We start from the raw sequence: 20721 nt of genomic DNA on the forward strand, positions 1-20721 counted from the left end.
TAGAACCTAGAACCTAGAACCTAGAACCTAGAACCTAGAACCTAGAACCTAGAACCTAGAACCTAGAACCTAGAACCTAGAACCTAGAACCTAGAACCTAGAACCTAGAACTTCAGTAGCTTGTTGCAACCGTTTTTATGTTTAAAGGGATATCGTCGATATCCCTTTTTTATTACCCTTCCCTAACGCTACATAACCAAATTAAACAATCGATTAGCCGCTAAGACACGCCAGTGCTGAAAAATCGATTAATCCATCATATCAAACCCAATAAATTCGATAAAATCGATTAGGATGATAGTTTTTATCCGTTATATTTATCGTCGTTAGGTCAGTAATATACTTCTCATCGACGGGGGAACAAGCTAATGCCCGTCACTAAATTCACCATAATCAACTAAATGGAAGCATAAAATGACTCAATCAATTATCAACAGCACCATCAAACCATTCAAAGCCACTGCTTACCACAATGGTGAGTTCGTGCCTGTAACAGAACAAGATCTGTTAGGTAAATGGTCAGTTGTATTCTTCTATCCAGCAGACTTCACTTTCGTTTGCCCAACTGAATTAGGCGACATGGCGGATCACTACGCTAAGTTACAATCAATGGGCGTTGAAGTTTACTCAGTTTCTACTGACACTCACTTCACTCACAAAGCATGGCACGATACTTCTGACACTATTAAGAAGATCAACTTCCCAATGCTGGCAGACCCTACTGGTGTGATCAGCCGTAACTTCGGTGTGATGATCGAAGAAGAAGGTTTAGCACTCCGTGGTACTTTCGTGATCAACCCAGAAGGCCAAGTGAAAGTTGCTGAAATCCATGACTTAGGTATCGGCCGTAGCGCTCAAGAACTGGTTCGTAAGATCCAAGCGGCTCAATACGTTGCGACTCACGATGGTGAAGTTTGCCCAGCTAAATGGCAACCTGGTGACGAAACCCTAGCACCATCTTTAGACCTCGTTGGCAAAATCTAATCTCGCCTAAAGGTCAACCCCGCCAATCTGACTCCCCCCTGCATGAGTCAGATTGGCACCCCTCGCGTTTTTCAATATTTTTCAATTTTTACGCTGATTTGGAGTCATCATGTTAGATGCGAATTTAAAAAATCAACTGCAAACCTATCTGCAAAACCTCAAGAGACCAGTTGAACTTGTCGTGTCAGCAGATGAAAGCAAGAAGTCTCAAGAATTAAAAAGCTTAGCCAATGACATCGTTAGCCTTTCAACGTTCGTGAGCCTTAAAGAAGCTCAAGGCCAACGCACGCCAGCGATGACAGTGGTAAACCCAGAACTCAATACTCAGATTAGCTTTGCTGGTCTGCCTATGGGTCACGAATTTACTTCACTCGTGTTAGCCCTGCTGCACACGGGTGGACACCCAATCAAACTCAGCGACGACATCATTGAGCAGATCCGTAATCTACCCGGCAAATATGAGTTTGAAACCTATGTGTCACTCACCTGCCAGAACTGCCCTGATGTGATTCAGGCGCTGAATATGATGGCCGCGATCAACCCGAACATTACCAACGTGATGATCGACGGCGCCCTGTTCCAGGATGAAGTCGCCAGCCGCAACATCATGGCCGTACCGTCTGTGTACTTAAACGGCGAAGTGTTTGCCGCAGGTCGTATCAGCATCGGTGAGATCTTAAATAAACTCGATACTGGCGCAGCCAGCCGTAAAGCCGAAGAACTCAGCCAAAAAGCCCCATACGAAGTCTTAGTCGTCGGTGGTGGCCCCGCTGGTGCTGCGGCAGCGATTTACGCCGCCCGTAAAGGTCTACGTACTGGAGTGGTGGCCGATAAATTCGGTGGCCAAGTCGCAGAAACTGTTGGTATCGAAAACTTTATATCGGTTAAAGCGACTGAAGGTCCAAAACTAGTGGCAAACCTTGAAGCCCATGTGCGTGACTACGAAGTCGATATCATGGATAACCAAAAAGCCGTTAAACTGGCGAGCGATGGCTTATTCGAACTCGAATTGGCAAGCGGCGCGAAACTGCGTAGCCGTACCATACTACTGGCAACCGGTGCCCGCTGGCGCGAAATGAACGTCCCCGGCGAGAAAGAATACCGCGGTAAAGGCGTAGCCTACTGCCCACACTGTGACGGCCCATTATTTAAAGGCAAACGTGTAGCGGTTATCGGTGGCGGTAACTCAGGTATCGAAGCGGCCATCGACTTAGCCAACATCGTTGAGCATGTCACAGTACTCGAGTTTGATAGCAAACTGCGCGCTGACGATGTATTGCAACGTAAAGCGGCCTCTATGGGTAACATCAAAATCATTACTCAGGCGATGACCACAGAAGTGACAGGCGATGGTACTCGGGTGAATGGCCTGAACTACACCGACCGTGCAACGGGTGAAAGCCACCATATCGCACTGGCAGGGATCTTCGTACAGATAGGTTTGGTGCCTAATGCCGAATGGTTAAAAGGCACTGTGGATTTGACTCCTCGCGGCGAAATCATCGTCGATGAGCGCGGCCAAACCTCAGTACCAGGCGTATTTGCCGCAGGTGACGTAACTAACTCACCTTACAAGCAAATCATCATCGCTATGGGTAGCGGTGCCAATGCCTCACTGGGTGCATTTGATTACTTAATTCGCCATAGCGATGACAGTACCGAAACCACAGACACCAAAGCGGCTTAATCTTTAATAATTAACCGCCCAATAAAATAGCCAGCTTACGCTGGCTATTTTATTGATAAGGACTCTCAAACCGAATTTGCATTAGGGTTTCTGGTGCATCGACCGCTTTAAAACCAAATTGCGCATAGAGTCCGTGGGCATCGCGAGTGGCGAGCATTATGCGTCTTAATCCTTGCAGATCAGGATGTTCCATAATTGCTGCCATAATCATCTTACTTAAACCTAAGCCGCGGTGGGATTCGAGGACAAACACATCGGCAAGGTAGGCAAAGGTGGCTTTATCGGTAATCAGTCGCGCAAAAGCAAGTTGTTGATTATCCTTATCAAATACTCCAAAACATAAACTGTTGCTAAGCGCCTTTTGCAGCAGCGCAGCAGGCATGCCCTGCGCCCAATAACTGTTGGAAATAAAACCATGGATAACATCAAAATCCATTTCCGATAGCTCACTGCTGACTCGATATTCCATTTATCGCTCCAATATAGCGTTAAATACCGCTTAATCTAGGTATGTTTTGTACTCATAAATATCATCAACACCATGCCCAGCAACACCACTTTTGCCAATGAATACATGGCTCCAGCAAAGGAGCCACCACCGTGATAGCTAAAAGCAAGATGGCGATTGATCTCAAATCGAAAAGAGTTAGCCAAGTGGCGATAAGCAAGAAAATAAAATAATGAGGCAGCTGGCCAAATGCCGATAATCAAGGTTTGCCCCTGTGCCTTTGTAGTCAAGACCGCCGAAATCCAGGGAATACAAAGGCAAACCGCATATATCCAAGCAAAACGCTTAAGTAACTGGCGAATCTTTTTGTCTGATAATGACTTCAATCTAAAATTCCTTTTCACCTCTATTTGCCCGCTATCAGCGCGGATCACATCTGCTCGATTTGCTCGACCATCAACTGTAAGGTGAAATTACCTCGATATTCGTTCACATCCAACTTATAGACGATACGCGCATGTTGAATCGTCGCATCGGGCCAAGTGTGTAAATCCACATTAAAGGCAATCGCATCTAACATCAGGGTACTACATGGGGTTTCAAGCACTAATTTAAGGTGGCGTTCTCCCACTATTCGCTGCTGGATAATCTTAAAATAACCATCGAATAATGGCTCCTCGAAGGACTGCCCCCAAGGTCCGGCATTACGCAGTAACTGGGCGATTTCGAGGGTAAGTTCCGTCGGAGTTAACTCGCCATCGGACCAAAGCTCGCCCGTCAGCTGCTCAGGCTTTAATAGTTCGCGCACTGCATCATCGTAGGCTTTGGCAAAGGTTGCAAAGCCACCGGACTTTAAGGTTAAACCTGCCGCCATTGCATGGCCGCCAAATTTACAAATCAGCCCCGGATGGCGGGAGTTAACTAACTCAAGCAGATCGCGCATATGCAAACCTTTGATGGAGCGCGCCGAGCCTTTAATTTCGCCATTACCCGCGTCGGCAAAGGCGATAACAGGTCTGTGGTATTTATCTTTAATTCGCGAGGCAAGAATACCGATAACCCCTTGGTGCCAATCCTCTTGAAAGAGGGCAATGCCCCATGGGAGCTGTTCTTCATTAAGCTTTAGATATTCAAGACTTTTCAGCGCCTCTTGCTGCATCCCCACCTCAAGCTCACGTCGCTCTTGGTTGAGGCTATCGAGTTCTGCCGCCATCCGCCTTGCATACATCATGTCTTCGCACAGCAAGGTTTCAACCCCGAGCGCCATTTCATCGAGCCTGCCGGCGGCATTGAGTCTTGGCCCCACGGCAAAACCAAAATCAGAGGCAACAATCCGAGCTGGATTGCGTTTCGCGACTTCCAGTAAAGCAGTAATGCCCACGCGGCAACGACCACTGCGTACCCGCTGTAATCCCGCCTCGACCAGAATACGATTATTGGTATCAAGGGCTACCACGTCGGCCACTGTACCAAGGGCGACAATATCCAGCAGAGTGCCAAGGTTAGGCTCGGCAATACCGCGGGCTTGATACCAGTGACGAGCGCGCAGCTCTGCCCTAAGCGCCGTCATCAGATAGAAAGCCACCCCCACACCAGCAATGGATTTACTGGCAAACTGACAACCGGGCTGATTGGGATTCACTATGGCATCGGCAGCCGGTAACTCATGGCCGGGTAAGTGATGGTCGGTGATCACCACTTGCATACCAAAGGCTTTTGCAGCAGCAACGCCCTCGATAGAAGAAATGCCATTATCGACGGTGATCAGCAATTGCGCGTGTTTGGATGCCGCTACTTCGACAATCTCAGGACTTAGGCCATAACCGTAGTCAAAGCGATTGGGGATCAGATAATCGACCTTACTCGCCCCCATCATCCGTAACGCTAACAGGCACACACTGGTTGAAGTGGCGCCGTCGGCATCAAAATCGCCAACGATCAGAATCGACTTTTCTTGCTGCATAGCATCGGCAATCAACTTCGCGGCGCTATCCAACCCCTTCATAGTATCGGGTCTTAACAGGCCTTTGAGCACCAGTTCGCATTCGTTGGGCATAACACCACGGCGAGCATAGAGCTGTCTTAACAACGGCGGAAGGTGAGCGGGTAAATGGCTATCATCAACGGTTGGACGACGGATTATTTTATGGATCAAGGGAACAAACTCTTAAACAATCATGGGGCTAAGATAACAAAAAGGTGAGCTTTAGGCTCACCTTTAATGGGATAAGTTTAGCCGAATTGCGACTATTGGCGCGCTTCTAAAGTACGTAATAAATCCGCAGGTGGTTGATATCCTGGGATCATATTGCCATCTTCTAACACGATAGCAGGCGTGCCGTTAACACCAAAGCTGGTACCTAATTCGTATTGTTCGGCGATTTTAGCATCACAGGTCGCGGCAGAGACTTTTTTACCCGCCTTGGCTTCTGTCATGGCTTTTAATGGATCCTTAGCACACCAAATAGCCTGCATTTCATCGGCATTGGCAGATGGCACACCCGCACGTGGGAAGGCTAAGTAACGTACGGTAATACCCAACTTGTTATACTCGGCCATTTGGCTATGTAACTTGCGGCAATAACCACAGCTCACATCGGTAAACACAGTTACAACGTGTTTTTCATCTTTCGCTTTATACACCAACATATGATCTTCAAGCGGTTTCATCATCGCCAAACGTGGGCCTGCAAGTGCAGCTTCAGTCAGGTTTTTCATCCCTTTATCAAGATCGTATAAATTACCGTGGAACATTTTTGAACCATCACGGCTGATATAGAGCACGCCGCGATTAGTCATAGCTTGATATAAACCTTCGATGGGCGAATCCTGCATTGAAATCACTTCAACATCTAACATTTCACTGAGTTTTTGCTTAATCGCAGCAGTGTCTGGAGTGGTCGCCGTTGCGGCGCTGGCCAGAGGCGCAACAACAAGCGCGAAAACTAAAGATAATGCTCGGGTCAACTTCATGGGGACTTCCTATTAAGTAAATCGCTACTGCGACATATGGGTCAGGTTAATAGACCCTGTATGGGGGCAAAAAGTTACAGACAAGCCAAATAGAATGCAAATTTATACTGTAACTAAATTCAACCATTCACGGTTTTGTGATCCACAAAGCCTATCCCCGTGGATGATGCTGCTGATGTAACTCTTGTAATCTCGCTCGGGCCACATGGGTATAGATTTGAGTTGTCGATAAGTCACTGTGACCTAAAAGTAATTGTACAACCCTAAGATCGGCGCCATGGTTGAGTAAATGGGTGGCGAAGGCATGACGCAATGTATGGGGTGACAATTCAGTTTCAATTCCAGCTCGGCTCGCGTAGAGCTTAATACGATGCCAAAAGGTTTGCCGCGTCATCATCTGCGAGCGCTTTGAAGGGAACACCACGTCAGATTGAACATAGCCTAAGAGTTCATGCCGCGCCGAAGTTAAATAATGTTCTACGGCGGTTATTGCTACCTCACCCATTGGCACTAAACGCTCTTTACCGCCCTTACCCACAATCCGCACTAAGCCTTGGCGCAAGCTCATCTGCTCCATGGTTAATCCCACCAGCTCGCTCACCCGCAGTCCGGTGGCATATAACAACTCCAGCATGGCTTTATCACGGCATTCAACGGGGTCGTCCACATTGGGCTCAGCCAGTAACCTATCAACCTGTGACTCGCTTAGAGAATCAGGTAAATGCCGACTTAACTTAGGCGATTCAATCAGTGCCATGGGATCGCCTGCAATCTGCTTGGTCTGCAATAAATAGGTGTAAAAACGCCGTAAACTGCTCAGCAAACGTGCACTACTAGTGCGGGCAAATTGTTGCTCGACCCGATAAGCTAAGTAAGCACGAACGTCAGCTTGACCCACATCGCACAAACCCAATCCTTGGCTTTGCAGATAGCGATCAAAATGGCGTAAATCGGTGCGATAGGCACTCAAGGTATTGTCACTTAAGCCCTTACTAGACCAAAGATCATCAAGAAATGCATCAATAAGCGGATCACACTGATAGGTTTTAGCCACGAAAACTCCATAAAAAACGGCGTATGGTAGATACGCCGTTGATATTAACTTAATTTCTCCGCGACTGGCAGTCGCCTTTATTTAGGCGGCAGTGACTGCTTTTGCACCGCCACCGCGAATCATTAAACACAGCACAATGACAACTAAGGTTGGCAATAACCACGCCATTCCCTCTTCATACAGCGGTAGGAGAGACAGGGTGGGAGACATACCACTGACCAGATCGATAAAGCTTTGCGCCGCTTCAGTCACGCCTTTACCGTCTTCACCCGTGAGGCTTTTTGCGGCAACCTTCATACCGTCAAAGATGCCAAACAGGAGTGCCACAGACAGGGTCGCACGGTGAGCAAACTGCGGACGAGGGAAATATTCAGTTAAAAAGGTTACCGCGACCAGTGCAATAGCCACAGGGTAAACCGTCATTAATACCGGAATACTGATATTAATCAGTTGTGACAGCCCAACGTTCGCAATCACAGCACAGATAGCGCTTAATATAATCACCAGAAAACGATAAGACAGCTTTGGCATTAGCTCATTGAAAAACTCAGAGCATGCACTCACTAATCCCACCGCCGTAGTTAAACAGGCTAGCGTTACCACTGCCGATAACAACACAGTGCCTAAATTGCCAAACTCACGGGTCACATAGTTAGTTAAAATTTCACCGCCATTTTTAGCACCTGCGGCAATATCACCCGCCGTGGCACCTAAAAAGAACAATGACACATAAACAAAGGCAAGACCCGCTGCGGCAATAAAGGCAGCGCGAATAAGGTACTTAGTCTGTGCGCTAGGCTGCTCGATGCCCTTTTTACGCAGCAGATCGATAATCAACATACCGAACATCAAAGATGCCAAAGTATCCATAGTGTTATAGCCTTCAAGGATACCTTTAGTCAGCGGATGGTTCTTGTAATCACCTACGGCCGCACCAACATCAGAAGCGGGTAAAAACACCACAGACAAGGCTAAACCTACTAGTAATAACAATAGGATAGGGGTTAATACTTTACCGACGCTGTCGAGTAATTTCCCGGGGAACAATGCCAGCAGCATAGTCACAGTAAAGAAGCACAAGGTATAAATTAGTTGCGACAGATTAAGCGATAAACTGCCAAGCATAATGGTTGCTGTGGTGTTATCAATAAAGGGCTTAGCACCGATTTCATAGGCCACTAGACCGGTACGCGGCGCAGCAAATGCAGGCCCGATGATGATATAAATCGCAATGGCTAATGCCGTTGCCGCAAACACAGGCAACATCGCCATAACCTTACCTTGAGCCTTAGCAACAGCAATGAGCCCGACCAAAGGTAAACCTACGGCAGTGATGAGAAACCCTAGCATTGCAAGGAGCATGTTCTCCCCAGCTAACATCCCCGCAAAGGGAGGAAAAATTAAGTTACCCGCCCCCAAAAAAAACGCGAAGGTCATAAAACCTAAGCCTAATGTATCCCCAATACTCATCTGATTGTCTTGCACGGAAAGCCCCATCTTGTCTTATTGTTTTTAATAAACTTAAGTGATTATGTGTCGATTAGCCATAGCTAAAACAAAGCCCATCCGGAGTGCAAATCTATGTTTACACAATTCCGTGGTAAATATGTGCGATATCTGCTGAGTTTATAAACAAAAATGAACTAAAAATTGGCGTCATTGCCGATTTATTCATCTAAAAACCCGTTCACCTATCCGTTAATCATAAAATTGATTAAAAATGGGGGCGAAACTAATACCAGAATTCAAAAACCAATACAACAGGTAAGATAGTTTTTATCGAAAAAAGCGTTCCAATGCTAATTAACTGCTAACAATGAGTTACCAAGGTAATAAATTAAACCGCCAATTAAGTGAACTTAGACTCAAAACAGCACAAAAATACAAAAACGCGATCTCATTGGAAGAATAGAGCGATTAGGGTATGTTGGCGTTTCAGGACGAATCTTTAAACATCAATGCGCCCGACTCATAACCATAAAAATCTTAGCGAAAGCACAACTCGCCCTTTAAAATAGCCACGATCTTAAATCGCATTCCCTTATTCATCGGATAAATGAGTTTTCATGGCTTTTACCTTTAAACAATTCCACATTGATGATCTTAATTGTGGCATGCCCGTTAGCACCGACGGCGTGATATTAGGCGCATGGGCACCGCTTGCTCAGGCAAAACACATTCTAGATATAGGGGCCGGAAGTGGATTATTGAGTTTAATGGCGGCGCAGCGAAGCCTTGGGCAGATCACCGCGGTGGAGCTTGAGGAAAAAGCCGCCGCCGCATGCCAATTCAATATGGTGCAAAGTCCTTGGGCGGACAGGCTCAGTATTATCCATAGCGATATTCAAGACTTTTGCCAGCAAACTCAGTATTACGGATATTTTGACCATATCATCTGCAACCCGCCTTACTTCGAACATGGCCCCAAGGCGAACGACCAGCATAGAGCGATGGCGCGCCATACCGATACATTAGGATTTGAGCCATTGCTAAAAGCAATCTCCCAATGCTTATCACCTGAGGGTTCTGCAAGTCTTATATTGCCGATTCAAAGTCTTATACGCTTTAAAGTCTGCCTAAATCAGTTCGCACTTTATCTCAGGCAAGAGGTACAGGTTAAAAGTGTGGAGAATAAAGCCGCCAATCGCGTTTTGCTGTTATTGACTAAAACACAGGGGAGCCAGTGCCTACAAACCATATTCACCATCCGTGGATTAGAGGGAAGTTACACGAATCAAATGGTCGAACTGACAAAGGATTTCTATCTTAAGCTATAGGCATGCTAGTTAGACGCCTGATAAACCAATGGCTACTTATCTATCCATTTATTTTTAATTTCAATCACTTTATCTAAATTTTCGGTAAATAACTGCACTAATTCAGGATCAAAATGGGAGCCACTCTGTTCATGAAGATAGGCCATCGTTTCTGCAATCGACCAAGCTTCTTTGTAAGGACGTTTGCTAGTGAGCGCATCAAACACATCAGCAAGGGCAACGATGCGCCCCTCAAGCGGGATGTCTTTTCCCTTTAGGCCATTTGGATAACCCGTACCATCCCATTTTTCGTGATGGGTAAGTGCCACTGATTTTGCTAACCGTAACAACTCAGAATCGGCTTCACCGATAATTTCAGCACCGATATGGGGGTGAGTTTTCATAATAGCAAACTCGTCTTTGGTGAGTTTAGCAGGCTTAAGCATAATGCTATCGGGAATACCAATCTTACCAATATCATGCATAGGTGCTGCATGTAATAAGTCATCCGCCTGTGCCTCACTAAGACCATAGGCCAACGCCAAGATTTGAGCATAGTGGCTCATGCGCATTACATGAGTGCCGGTTTCGTTGTCCTTATATTCGGCGGCGCGACCTAAGCGTTGAATAACTTGCAGACGTGTTCGACGTAATTCATCTGCCTGCACAAGGGAGAGATGGGTTTTAACGCGAGCCTTAACTATGGTTGGTGACACAGGTTTGACTATGTAATCAACGCCACTTACGTCAAAACCTGCCGCCTCATCATGCTCGTCGTTAAGCGCAGTCACAAAGATCACAGGAATCGGCAGGGTTTCAGGCATGCTTTTAAGTGCTTGGCATACTTCTAAACCCGTCATATCAGGCATCATGATGTCGAGTAAAATTAAAGCAGGCAGCTCAACCTTGGCAAGATGCAATGCTTCTTCACCACTTTTAGCAAAAATCAAACGATAGTCTTGATGCAATATTTGTTTCAAAACCCGCAAATTAACTGGCTCATCGTCTACCAGTAATAAGGTCTTCTTATCGTCAGTCGCAATCTGCATAGCTATTCCTTATGTGAGCTAATGACAAGCCGCAACTTAACTAATTCAGTATGGGCAATATCAAAATCAAAATTATCGAGGGCATCAACAATGGTGTTTACCATGGGTTGATGGACCGATAGATTTTCAATGGCGGTTAAATCAGCTTCTTCAAAGGAGTGGTGTTGTACTGCCGCAATTAAAGCATCAATATGCGGTAAAGCTTGGTTTGGATCAGTCTGAGGAGTAGATATCTGCACGTCTTTATAGTGAGCGAGTTGCTGCACATAACGAGTGATCTGCACTATGGTTGATTCAAGTTCATTGAATAACTGCTGTCTAGCCACTAAAACCTGTGGCTCTGAGTCAGCCATTTGCTCTAATGCCGCAAACAAGGCCATGCAACGGAATAAGCCTAAATTGCCAGAAATGCCTTTTAATCCATGACCTTGCTGGACAATCGCATCCCGATCCGATTGGTTAATTGCCTGCTCAAGCTGCCGAGACTTTTCGGGCCATTGAGCGATAAACTTTTCTAATTCTTGGATAAACTTTGCTTTACTTCCCCAGAGTTGTATCCCTCTTTGCTCATCGATGATGGCATTGAGATCGGGCTCATTTTTATCGAATGACTGTGTGGACAGTTCAAGGTTTAATACGCGGGCGATTTCGACATTTAATAAATAAAAATCAATGGGTTTATTAGCAAAACCATCCATTCCTACTTGTTTTGTCTCGAGTTTATCCTGTTCAAGCACACTCGCTGTTAACGCAATCATCGGCATGTAGGTTAACCCGGATTCAAGCTCCTGTTGGCGTCTACGCCTTGCTGCGGTTAAGCCATCCATTACTGGCATCTGTAAGTCAATTAAGGTGATATCAATATCATGCCTTTGCATTCGTAATAGAGCCTGCTCACCATCACGGGCAGTAATCACTCGATGTCCATGTCGAGTTAAATATACTGAAAGCAGATCAATATTTTGTTGAATATCATCAACTACCAGTATTGTTAATGGAGGCAGTGACACCTTGTCATAACTCGGTAGAGTCAAGTTTTCAACACTTTGAATGAGAGGAATTGTAAATCGGAAGGTACTACCCAAACCTAAGCGGCTTTCAACCTCAATATGCCCGCCCATTAACTCTACTAATTGTTTGCTGATAGTAGTACCTAAGCCAGTACCACCGTATTTACGGCTCATAGAGGCATCCGCCTGGGAAAAGGCATCAAACACTCGCTCAAGCTGCTCTGGCGACATGCCAATCCCAGTATCGATAACTTCAAATGTCACTTGATTGTCTAACGGAGAGAAAACTCTTACGGTCACTTTTCCTTCAGCTGTGAATTTAACAGCATTACCTATTAAGTTGAGCAGCACTTGGCGTATCCGCTCAGGCGACCCCATAAAGTGGGTTCCCATCGTTGGCGCGATATCCACTTCCAGTAATAAATGCTGCTTTTGGGCCTGCAACCACAAGGTTGAGATAACAGTATCGATTTCAGCCGTTAAAGAAAAAACGCGGGTTTCAAGTTCCAGCTTGCCTTTGTCGAGTTTGGCACTGTCTAAAACATCATTGAGTAAATGCAATAATGATTTGGCCGAACGATTAATGGTTGATAATTGCTTTTGTTGCTCATAATCCAAGGATGATTCTAACAAAATATCGCTAAAACCTATGATGGCATTCATTGGGGTACGGATCTCATGGCTCATATTGGCCAAGAAGGCTGAGCGAGCGGCGGCAGCTTGTTCCGCATTATTCTTCGCGGCCACCAGATCCTGCTCCATTACCTTACGTTCAGTAATATCCATGATAAAACCATCAATCCACCCGTCTGGATTTTGCTCATCAAAAATATAATTTCCATGCTCAAACAGCCAACGCACCTCACCATCGGCACGGATAATACGGTATTCCATTGAAAAGGTTGGTGGCTGTGCTTGTGCGTAAATAGTATCGACATCATCGGGATAATAAAGCGAAGAGAATAAACGTTTAGCGTTAGGAAGCTCAAAATCTGAAGCTGGGTATCCCGTGATATTAAATACCGCATCGCTGATGTAAACCATGGGCCAGCCTTGAGTATTCATACAGCGATAGGCCACCCCGGGGATATTACTGATCAACGATCTCAGCTTGGCTTCATTATTTTTCAGCTCTTGCTCCATCTCATTTCGCTGGCTGAGATCGGAAATAAAACCGACAAAGTAATGGGATTTGCCTTGCATCATATGCCCAATACCGAGGCGGACGGGCACTAAATGGCCATTTTTATGCTGCGCCAGCACCTCTCGCCCCGTACCAATAATCTGTGCCTCACGGGTTTTAACATATTGAGCGATATAACTATCATGCTGGGGGCGAATGGAGGCAGGCACAATTTTTTTGACATTGCTACCAAGTAACTCTGTCGAGGGCCACCCCAAGATACGCGTCACCGCTTGGTTTACGCTAACGATAATACCTTGACCATCGATGGTGATAATGCCATCCACTGCGGTATCCATCATAGCCAGCATTCGATCTTCATTTGATTTAGCGAGTAAAGACAGATCTTTATATTTAAAGATCACATTCACAATCAGCACTAAGCAGATAATGACGACGGTAATAATCGATACCCCGAGCGCAAGATAAAACGAAATTTCAGACGTTTGTTCGCTAAGCTCTAGTCCAGCGGGTTTAACAAAACGTGCCGCCGCCATACCCGTGTAATGCATACCAGCAATCGCCAATCCCATCACGATACTGGCAATAAAATTACTCGTAATAGTGCTCATGCTGGATGAGATAAACTGATTCAGTCCAGTACGAACCCAAAGTGCAATAATGGCTAAAATCACCGCAACGATAATCGACAGAGCAAATATTAGAGGGTCGTAACGCAATAATGGCGCCATATCCATGGCAGCCATCCCCACATAATGCATTACCCCAATACCGACACCCACTAAAACACCGCCAATCAATACTTGGGGAAACCGAATACGTGGTTGAGATAGTAGGCTAAGCGCCACCCACGAGGCTGCAATACTGGGTAACACCGATAAGGCAGTAAGACCAAACTGATAAGAAACTGGAGTGCATAAATTAAAGGCCAGCATGCCAATAAAATGCATTGACCACACGCCCCCACCGAGGACAAGACTCCCTGTGAATAACATGATTTGCTGTCGCGATTTAGATTGGGTTCGTGCAGCTTGTGTCGCAACTTGAAACGCCATAAAGGCAGAAAAAATAGCAATAAAAATAGAAATAGCGACCAATAAAGGGTCGTAATAAACATTGAGTAACAGGCTATCTTGAGATGAAGTAAAAAAAGATGATAACCAATTAAAAATCATAATATTCAAGCCCATATTAGATAAATAGAATCACGCCGAAATGTTTTGCCAATTCAACTAGGGCTAACGCTTAGGGGCCATAAAATGATGAGTATGGTCTATAAATGGCATCGATTTATTGCTTAAACGCCAAACCACGCGGATACAATCCATCAAACACTCTTAATAAACGCCAGACATTTGTTACAAAAATCACTTTTATCTTATACAAGTTTTACCAATTGTCTGCCTCAAAATGCGACAAATCACATTATCACTGCGAATTTATCTGTGGGGTTCAGAGTAAAAGAGGCCTTTCTATCAACCCCGTCACCGAAAAGCGAAGCCATTGGGATTAAGTTATTTAAGTTAACAGGCATAAGCTTTATAATGCTGGGCTATTATTCGTCGAGACGCTGCGCATGCAATTTGAAGATTTCCAGCTTGACCCTAGCTTATTAGAGTCACTTAAAGCCATGGGGCACAATACGCCCACCACCATCCAGCAAGAAACCCTGCCGCACGCCTTAGAGCAGCGGGATATTTTGGCGCGCGCCCCGACGGGTACAGGTAAAACCGCCAGTTTCTTATTGCCAGCGCTGCAACACTTAATCGACTTCCCCCGCCGTTATTCGGGCCAAGCGCGCGTGTTGATCCTCACCCCGACTCGAGAGTTGGCGAGTCAAATTCACCGCTATGCCTGCCATTTAGCCACTGACCAAGGGCTAAACATTGCCATTATCACTGGCGGTGTACCCTATGCGCCTCAAGAGGAAGCCTTAAAGGGCAATATCGATATTCTGGTCGCGACCCCAGGTCGCCTGATGGAATATTTAGACAAAGGCAAATTCAGTGCGGAATCGGTAGACATATTGATCATCGACGAAGCCGACCGTATGCTCGATATGGGCTTCTCTGCCGTGGTAAAAGCCATAGCACTCGAAGCCCAAGGCCGCAAGCAGAATATGCTGTTTTCAGCCACCCTTGAAGGCAGTGGTGTTATCCGCTTTGCCCGCGAAGTGCTTAATGATCCTATCGAAATCGATGTTGATGCACCGCGCAAAGAGAAAGCCAAGATCCACCAATGGATCCATCTCGCCGATGATAAAGACCATAAATTTGCCCTGCTTTGCCACTTGTTAAAACAGGAAGAAGTAAAACGCGCCATCGTATTCGTGAAGACTCGCGATGTAGTCTCTAGCCTCGAAGGTCAGTTACTCCAAGCTGGCATCCCTTGTGCTTTTATGCGCGGAGATATGGAACAGAAGAAACGTTTCCAAGCCTTAAGTCGTTTTACTAAGGGCGAAGTGAATGTATTGCTGGCGACCGATGTGGCTGCCCGCGGTATCGATATTGATGATATCACCCACGTGATTAACTTCGATATGCCACGTTCAGCCGATACCTACATCCACCGTATTGGTCGTACTGGCCGCGCGGGTGCCAAAGGTACGGCAATTTCTCTGGCTGAGGCCCATGATATGCGCATCGTTGGTAAGATTGAGCGCTATATTGAGCAACCCCTTAAACGCCGAATCATTGAGGAATTACGTCCTAAGCACAAAGAGGCGCGAGTTCCATCCAAGAAAAAGGCAAAAGTAAAAGCCAAAGAAGCGGCGAAAAAAACCAGCAAAAAAGAAGCGGCAAAAAAAGCTAGCAAAATTGCCCGCAAAAAACAGTCCTAGGTTTTCTAACCTTGGAATAAGCTGATACTTACTTCCGCCTAAAAGCCGCAAAATTGCGGCTTTTTTTATGCTCATTGACCTAGCAAATATTTTTGTACGGGGTGGAACCCTATATGACAAAAAACACTCTACTCCTACGCAATTGTATCCTCAGCAAACTAAACCGACGCGGTAACAGGACACAAACTCGATAGCATCATCTTTAGACACATTTTATTTACAAAAATAAATTTATTGCGCAGCCTGACTCTGATACTTTAGGCGCATTAAGCGATTTAGCACGGATGTAACAATCATATGATCAAAACCTTACTAAGGAGATTATCTCCTTTTTTTATCTTACTGCTCTTTATTGTTGGCGCTGGTTTGCTGATGAAAACCAAGGAGACACCTGAGCAGAAACCCGAAGAAATGCCGATCCCGATAGTGGATGTCACCCGGGTTGAGCAACAAACGGTTTCGCTTAACTTACCCTCCTACGGTGTTGTCACGCCCAAATATAAAACGCTACTGGTGACTGAAGTACAAGGGCGGATGCTGACGATTTCACCTCAATTTGTTGCCGGTGGCATAGTGAAAAAAGGCGACCAACTTGCCCAGATCGAACCTTCAGATTACGAAGCCGACTTAATGCAAGCCGAAGCGACATTGGCTCAAGCAACCGCAGCACTCAATGAGGAAATCGCCCGCGGCGAAGTTGCCAAAATTGAGTTTAAGGGTTACGACAAAGGATTGCCGCCTGAACTCGGTTTGCGCATCCCTCAATTGAAAAAAGAACAAGCTAACGTTAAATATGCGCAGGCGGCTTTAGCTCGCGCCCAGCGTAACTTAGAACGTACCGTTATTCGTGCGCCCTTTGATGGCATTATCAAGGCAAGAAATGTCGACTTAGGACAATACGTTACCCTAGGTACAAATCTTGGTGAACTGTATGACACCCGCATTGCAGAAATTCGCCTACCTATCTCTAACGATGATTTGGCCTATTTGGAATCCGTCGATAATCCCGATACCCAAGTCACCTTAAGCGCCTCATTGGCAGGCAAGGAAAATACCTGGATAGGCAATATTATCCGCAGCGAAGGGGTGATTGATGCCGATAACCGCATGGTTTACCTCGTCGCCGAGATAAAAGATCCTTACCTGCGAGAGCACAAAACCCAAGGCAGTTTACCACTGAAATACGGCAGTTTTGTGAACGCCGTGATTAAGGGCCGCACCGTCGATGGCATAGTCAAACTGCCTCGCCATGTGGTACGCAATGAGCATGTCGCCTTGATTAACAATAACAATATCGTCGAAATGCGCCATGTGAATGTCGTGCGTAGCGATCTTGAAAACGTATTTATCAAGGACAGCTTAAAAACCGGTGAGCGGGTTGCTATCACTCACTTTAATAACATGGCCAATGGCCAATTAGTCAAAGTGATAGGCGAAGAAACAAAACCAGTGCAGACGCCTAAGGAAGATGCTCCTGAGTCGAGTCTTGCGGCCACTGGAGTAAAATAATGGATACGCAAAAAGGGATCTTAGCTTGGTTTGCCCGCAATAGCGTGGCAGCGAACCTGTTAATGTGGGCACTGCTGATTGGCGGGATGTTTAGCACAGTGCTGATCAATAAAGAGGTATTTCCCTCTTTCAACCTGAATTTATTGAGTATTACCGTTGCTTACCCAGGTGCTGCGCCACAGGAAATCGAAGAAGGCATCAACATCAAGATTGAAGAAGCCATTCAAGATATCAACGGCATTAAAAAAGTCACCTCGGTTGCCAGTGAAGGTGTTGGTTCAATCACGGTAGAAGTGGAAGACGACTACGACGTCCAAATCGTACTCGATGAAGCCAAGTTACGACTGGATGCGATTTCCACCTTCCCGGTGAACATCGAAAAACCACAAATCTTTAAAATCGAGCCTGAAAACAACGTGATTTGGGTGTCGGTGTACGGAGATATGTCACTACACGATATGAAGGAGCTAGCCAAATCGGTGCGTGATGATTTGACCCAGCTCCCCGCCGTAACCCGTGCTAAAGTCACGGGAGTTCGCGACTATGAAATCGGTATCGAAGTCTCGGAAGATAAGCTGCGGGAATACGGCTTAACTTTCTCACAAGTCGCAACGGCGGTACAAAACTCCTCCATCGACTTACCAGGCGGCTCGATACGCGCCGAAGATGGCGACATTCTGCTGCGCACTAAAGGTCAAGCCTATACGGGCGATGATTTTGCCAATATCGTTGTCACTACCCGTGCCGACGGTAGCCGGGTGATGTTACCGCAAGTTGCCACCATTAAGGACGATTTTGAAGAGCGTCTAGAGTACACCCGTTTTAACGGCAAACCCGCCGCGATTATCGAAGTCACCAGCGTCAACGATCAAAATGCCCTCGATATTGCTCAGCAGGTAAAAGACTACGTCGAGAAACGTCGTGCAACCCTACCTGCGAATGCTCAATTGGATACTTGGGGCGACTTAACTCATTACCTCAAGGGCCGTTTAAACATGATGATGTCGAACATGTTTTATGGCGCACTGTTAGTGTTTGTGATTTTGGCGTTGTTCCTCGATCTTAAACTCGCCTTCTGGGTGATGATGGGCATCCCCGTGTGCTTCCTCGGTACAATGCTGATCATGCCGCTTGAACCTTTCTCCATGACCATCAACATGCTGACACTGTTTGCCTTTATTTTGGTCTTGGGGATAGTGGTCGATGACGCAATTGTTATAGGGGAAAGTGCTTACAGTGAGGTCGAACGCCACGGACATTCGATTGACAATGTGATCCGCGGTGCGCAAAAGGTCGCCATGCCCGCCACCTTTGGGGTATTAACCACCATAGCCGCCTTTATCCCTATGCTAATGGTCTCAGGTCCGATGGGAATTATTTGGAAATCCATCGGCATGATCGTCATCATGTGCCTGGCATTTTCACTGGTTGAATCTAAATTTATTCTCCCAGCACACTTGGCCCATATGAAGTTTAAAAAGCCAGGGGAACCTACGGGTTTCTTTGGGCGCTTTAAAGAAAAATTTAACAATCGTGTTCAACACTTTATTCACCACAGTTACCGCAACTTCCTCGAGCGCTGTATCCAGCATCGCTATAACGTAGTAGCAGTCTTTATAGGTGTGCTGATTTTGTCTGTCGCTTTAGTGGCAAGCGGGAAAGTGCGCTGGGTGTTCTTCCCTGATATTCCTTCCGACTTTATCCAAGTTCAATTAGAAATGGATGAGGGAAGCTCAGAACAAAACACCCTTAAAGTGGTACAGGAGATTGAAGAAGCCCTGTACAAAATGAACGCTAAAATGGAGAAAGATAACGGCAGCGAAGTAGTGAAACACAGCTTTATCAACATGAGCTCACGCACCTCTGCCTTTATTTTTGCCGAACTGACTAAGGGTGAAGATCGGAATGTCGACGGTGAAACCATTGCTACCGAGTGGCGTGAACAATTGCCCGAGTTATTGTCAGTCAAGAAACTCGACTTTAACGCTAGAGGTAACGGTGGCGGCGGTGGTGGCGATATTTCTTTTAGATTAACCTCAAGCGATTTAGAAGAATTATCAGCTGCGGCTCGCGATCTTAAGCAAAAGCTAGCGACCTACGAGGGAGTGTATGATATCGCCGATAACTTTTCCTCGGGCAGCCATGAGATCCGTTTAAAAATCCGCCCCGAGGCGGAAGCATTAGGTTTAACCTTATCCGATTTAGCACGCCAAGTCCGTTACGGCTTCTACGGTTATGAAGCACAACGTATTTTACGTAATAAAGAAGAAATCAAAGTCATGGTTCGCTATCCCTTAGAACAGCGTCGTACCGTTGGCTATCTGGAGAATATGTTGATCCGAACGCCGCAAGGTAAGTCGGTACCTTTCTCCACCGTTGCTGAAGTCGAAAAGGGTGAATCTTATGCGTCTATTACCCGTGTCGATGGTAAGCGAGCGATAACCATTAACGCTAATGCGAATAAAAACAAGGTTGAACCTTCTAAAGTCGTTAATGAAATCCAGAAAGATTACTTGCCGCAACTTCAGGCAAAATATCCTAAGATTCAAACGACTCTCGATGGTGGCAGTTTGGATGAACAGAATGCCATGGTCGGATTGATACAAGGTTTCTTCTTTGCGCTGTTTACCATTTATGCCTTGATGGCTGTGCCGCTTAAATCCTACAGCCAGCCACTGATCATTATGTCAGTGATCCCTTTTGGGATTATCGGCGCCCTGTTTGGGCATTTGATCCAAGGGCTTGCCATGAGTGTGTTGAGTCTTTGTGGTATCGTTGCACTTGCAGGGGTCGTGGTGAACGATTCGCTGATCTTAGTTGACTTTGTTAACCGAGCTCGTGAACAAGGTCAATCGGTGAGGCAAGCTGCGGTCGATTCAGGATGTTATCGTTTTAGGGCGATAATCTTGACCTCATTGACCACCTTTGTCGGTCTAGTACCTATTATTCTTGAGCGCAGCTTACAGGCGCAGATAGTGATCCCCATGGCGACCTCACTCGCCTTCGGTATTCTATTCTCGACTGTGGTGACCTTAATCCTAGTGCCACTTCTGTATATCATACTTGATGATGCTAAGCGCGTTGGTAGCCGCTTCTACCATTGGTGGTGGCGTCCGAAAAAAACACAGGATACTCCATTGCATATCAACGAGAGCCACAGTATCTCCTTGGATGTCATACATGAGTCAGACTATAAGCGGGATTAGTTATCGTCTGTAATCTATGTAAATCCCATAAAAAGAGAGCTTAGGCTCTCTTTTGCTTTTGC

At 46.0% G+C, this 20721-nt stretch carries 14 protein-coding genes; 6 read left to right on the forward strand and 8 right to left on the reverse strand.

Features of this window, described 5'->3' with window-relative positions; translation table 11 throughout:
* Nucleotides 1–414: 414 nt before the first annotated feature.
* Both ahpC and ahpF read left to right on the forward strand, forming a co-directional pair.
* A complete protein-coding gene (gene ahpC, locus M0413_RS19265) occupies nucleotides 415–984 on the forward strand; it encodes an alkyl hydroperoxide reductase subunit C (RefSeq protein ID WP_011621596.1) in 570 nt (189 codons plus the stop codon).
* Between the two features lie 109 nt (nucleotides 985–1093).
* Nucleotides 1094–2671, forward strand: a complete 1578-nt coding sequence (gene ahpF, locus M0413_RS19270) for an alkyl hydroperoxide reductase subunit F (RefSeq protein WP_172589503.1) — start codon at nucleotides 1094–1096, stop codon at nucleotides 2669–2671.
* 49 nt (nucleotides 2672–2720) lie between these two features.
* Here the strand turns inward: ahpF and M0413_RS19275 are convergent, their stop codons facing one another.
* The 6 genes from M0413_RS19275 to brnQ form a co-directional block, all read right to left on the reverse strand.
* Entirely contained in the window at nucleotides 2721–3140 is a 420-nt protein-coding gene (locus M0413_RS19275; RefSeq protein WP_249555328.1) for a GNAT family N-acetyltransferase, read from the reverse strand.
* A 35-nt stretch (nucleotides 3141–3175) separates the two neighbouring features.
* Nucleotides 3176–3505, reverse strand: coding sequence for a hypothetical protein (locus M0413_RS19280; RefSeq protein ID WP_037430836.1), 330 nt, complete (start codon nucleotides 3503–3505; stop codon nucleotides 3176–3178).
* Nucleotides 3506–3549: 44 nt separating this feature from the next.
* Nucleotides 3550–5274: a single-stranded-DNA-specific exonuclease RecJ gene (gene recJ, locus M0413_RS19285; RefSeq protein ID WP_249555330.1), complete on the reverse strand. Its 1725-nt coding sequence runs from the start codon at nucleotides 5272–5274 to the stop codon at nucleotides 3550–3552.
* A 92-nt stretch (nucleotides 5275–5366) separates the two neighbouring features.
* The gene (dsbC, locus tag M0413_RS19290; RefSeq protein ID WP_037414691.1) at nucleotides 5367–6092 is read right to left on the reverse strand and encodes a bifunctional protein-disulfide isomerase/oxidoreductase DsbC; all 726 of its coding nucleotides are present in this window, start codon (nucleotides 6090–6092) and stop codon (nucleotides 5367–5369) included.
* Nucleotides 6093–6243: 151 nt separating this feature from the next.
* Complete coding sequence (xerD, locus tag M0413_RS19295) at nucleotides 6244–7146, reverse strand: site-specific tyrosine recombinase XerD (RefSeq protein ID WP_037430831.1); 903 nt, start codon at nucleotides 7144–7146, stop codon at nucleotides 6244–6246.
* A gap of 81 nt (nucleotides 7147–7227) precedes the next feature.
* Nucleotides 7228–8643 carry a branched-chain amino acid transport system II carrier protein gene (gene brnQ / locus M0413_RS19300; RefSeq protein ID WP_069453432.1) on the reverse strand — a complete coding sequence of 472 codons (1416 nt, stop codon included), beginning with the start codon at nucleotides 8641–8643 and terminating at the stop codon, nucleotides 7228–7230.
* Between the two features lie 569 nt (nucleotides 8644–9212).
* On the opposite strand from brnQ, the gene M0413_RS19305 reads away from it, so the two are divergent.
* Nucleotides 9213–9923, forward strand: coding sequence for a tRNA1(Val) (adenine(37)-N6)-methyltransferase (locus M0413_RS19305; RefSeq protein WP_249555332.1), 711 nt, complete (start codon nucleotides 9213–9215; stop codon nucleotides 9921–9923).
* A 32-nt stretch (nucleotides 9924–9955) separates the two neighbouring features.
* On the opposite strand, the gene M0413_RS19310 is transcribed toward M0413_RS19305, so the two are convergent.
* Nucleotides 9956–10951, reverse strand: a complete 996-nt coding sequence (locus M0413_RS19310; protein WP_249555334.1) for a response regulator — start codon at nucleotides 10949–10951, stop codon at nucleotides 9956–9958.
* Between the two features lie 2 nt (nucleotides 10952–10953).
* Complete coding sequence (locus M0413_RS19315) at nucleotides 10954–14295, reverse strand: MHYT domain-containing protein (protein WP_413739936.1); 3342 nt, start codon at nucleotides 14293–14295, stop codon at nucleotides 10954–10956.
* A gap of 386 nt (nucleotides 14296–14681) precedes the next feature.
* Between M0413_RS19315 and srmB the strand changes: the two genes are divergently transcribed.
* The 3 genes from srmB (at nucleotide 14682) to M0413_RS19330 (ending at nucleotide 20659) form a co-directional block, all read left to right on the forward strand.
* Nucleotides 14682–15944: an ATP-dependent RNA helicase SrmB gene (gene srmB, locus M0413_RS19320; RefSeq protein WP_037414703.1), complete on the forward strand. Its 1263-nt coding sequence runs from the start codon at nucleotides 14682–14684 to the stop codon at nucleotides 15942–15944.
* A 297-nt stretch (nucleotides 15945–16241) separates the two neighbouring features.
* Nucleotides 16242–17453, forward strand: a complete 1212-nt coding sequence (locus tag M0413_RS19325) for an efflux RND transporter periplasmic adaptor subunit (protein ID WP_249555338.1) — start codon at nucleotides 16242–16244, stop codon at nucleotides 17451–17453.
* The gene (locus tag M0413_RS19330; RefSeq protein ID WP_249555340.1) at nucleotides 17453–20659 is read left to right on the forward strand and encodes an efflux RND transporter permease subunit; all 3207 of its coding nucleotides are present in this window, start codon (nucleotides 17453–17455) and stop codon (nucleotides 20657–20659) included. The genes M0413_RS19325 and M0413_RS19330 overlap by 1 nt, the downstream gene beginning before the upstream one ends.
* Nucleotides 20660–20721 lie beyond the last annotated feature (62 nt).

It is taken from the genome of Shewanella sp. 8A (assembly GCF_023475945.1).
Lineage (GTDB): Bacteria > Pseudomonadota > Gammaproteobacteria > Enterobacterales > Shewanellaceae > Shewanella > Shewanella xiamenensis.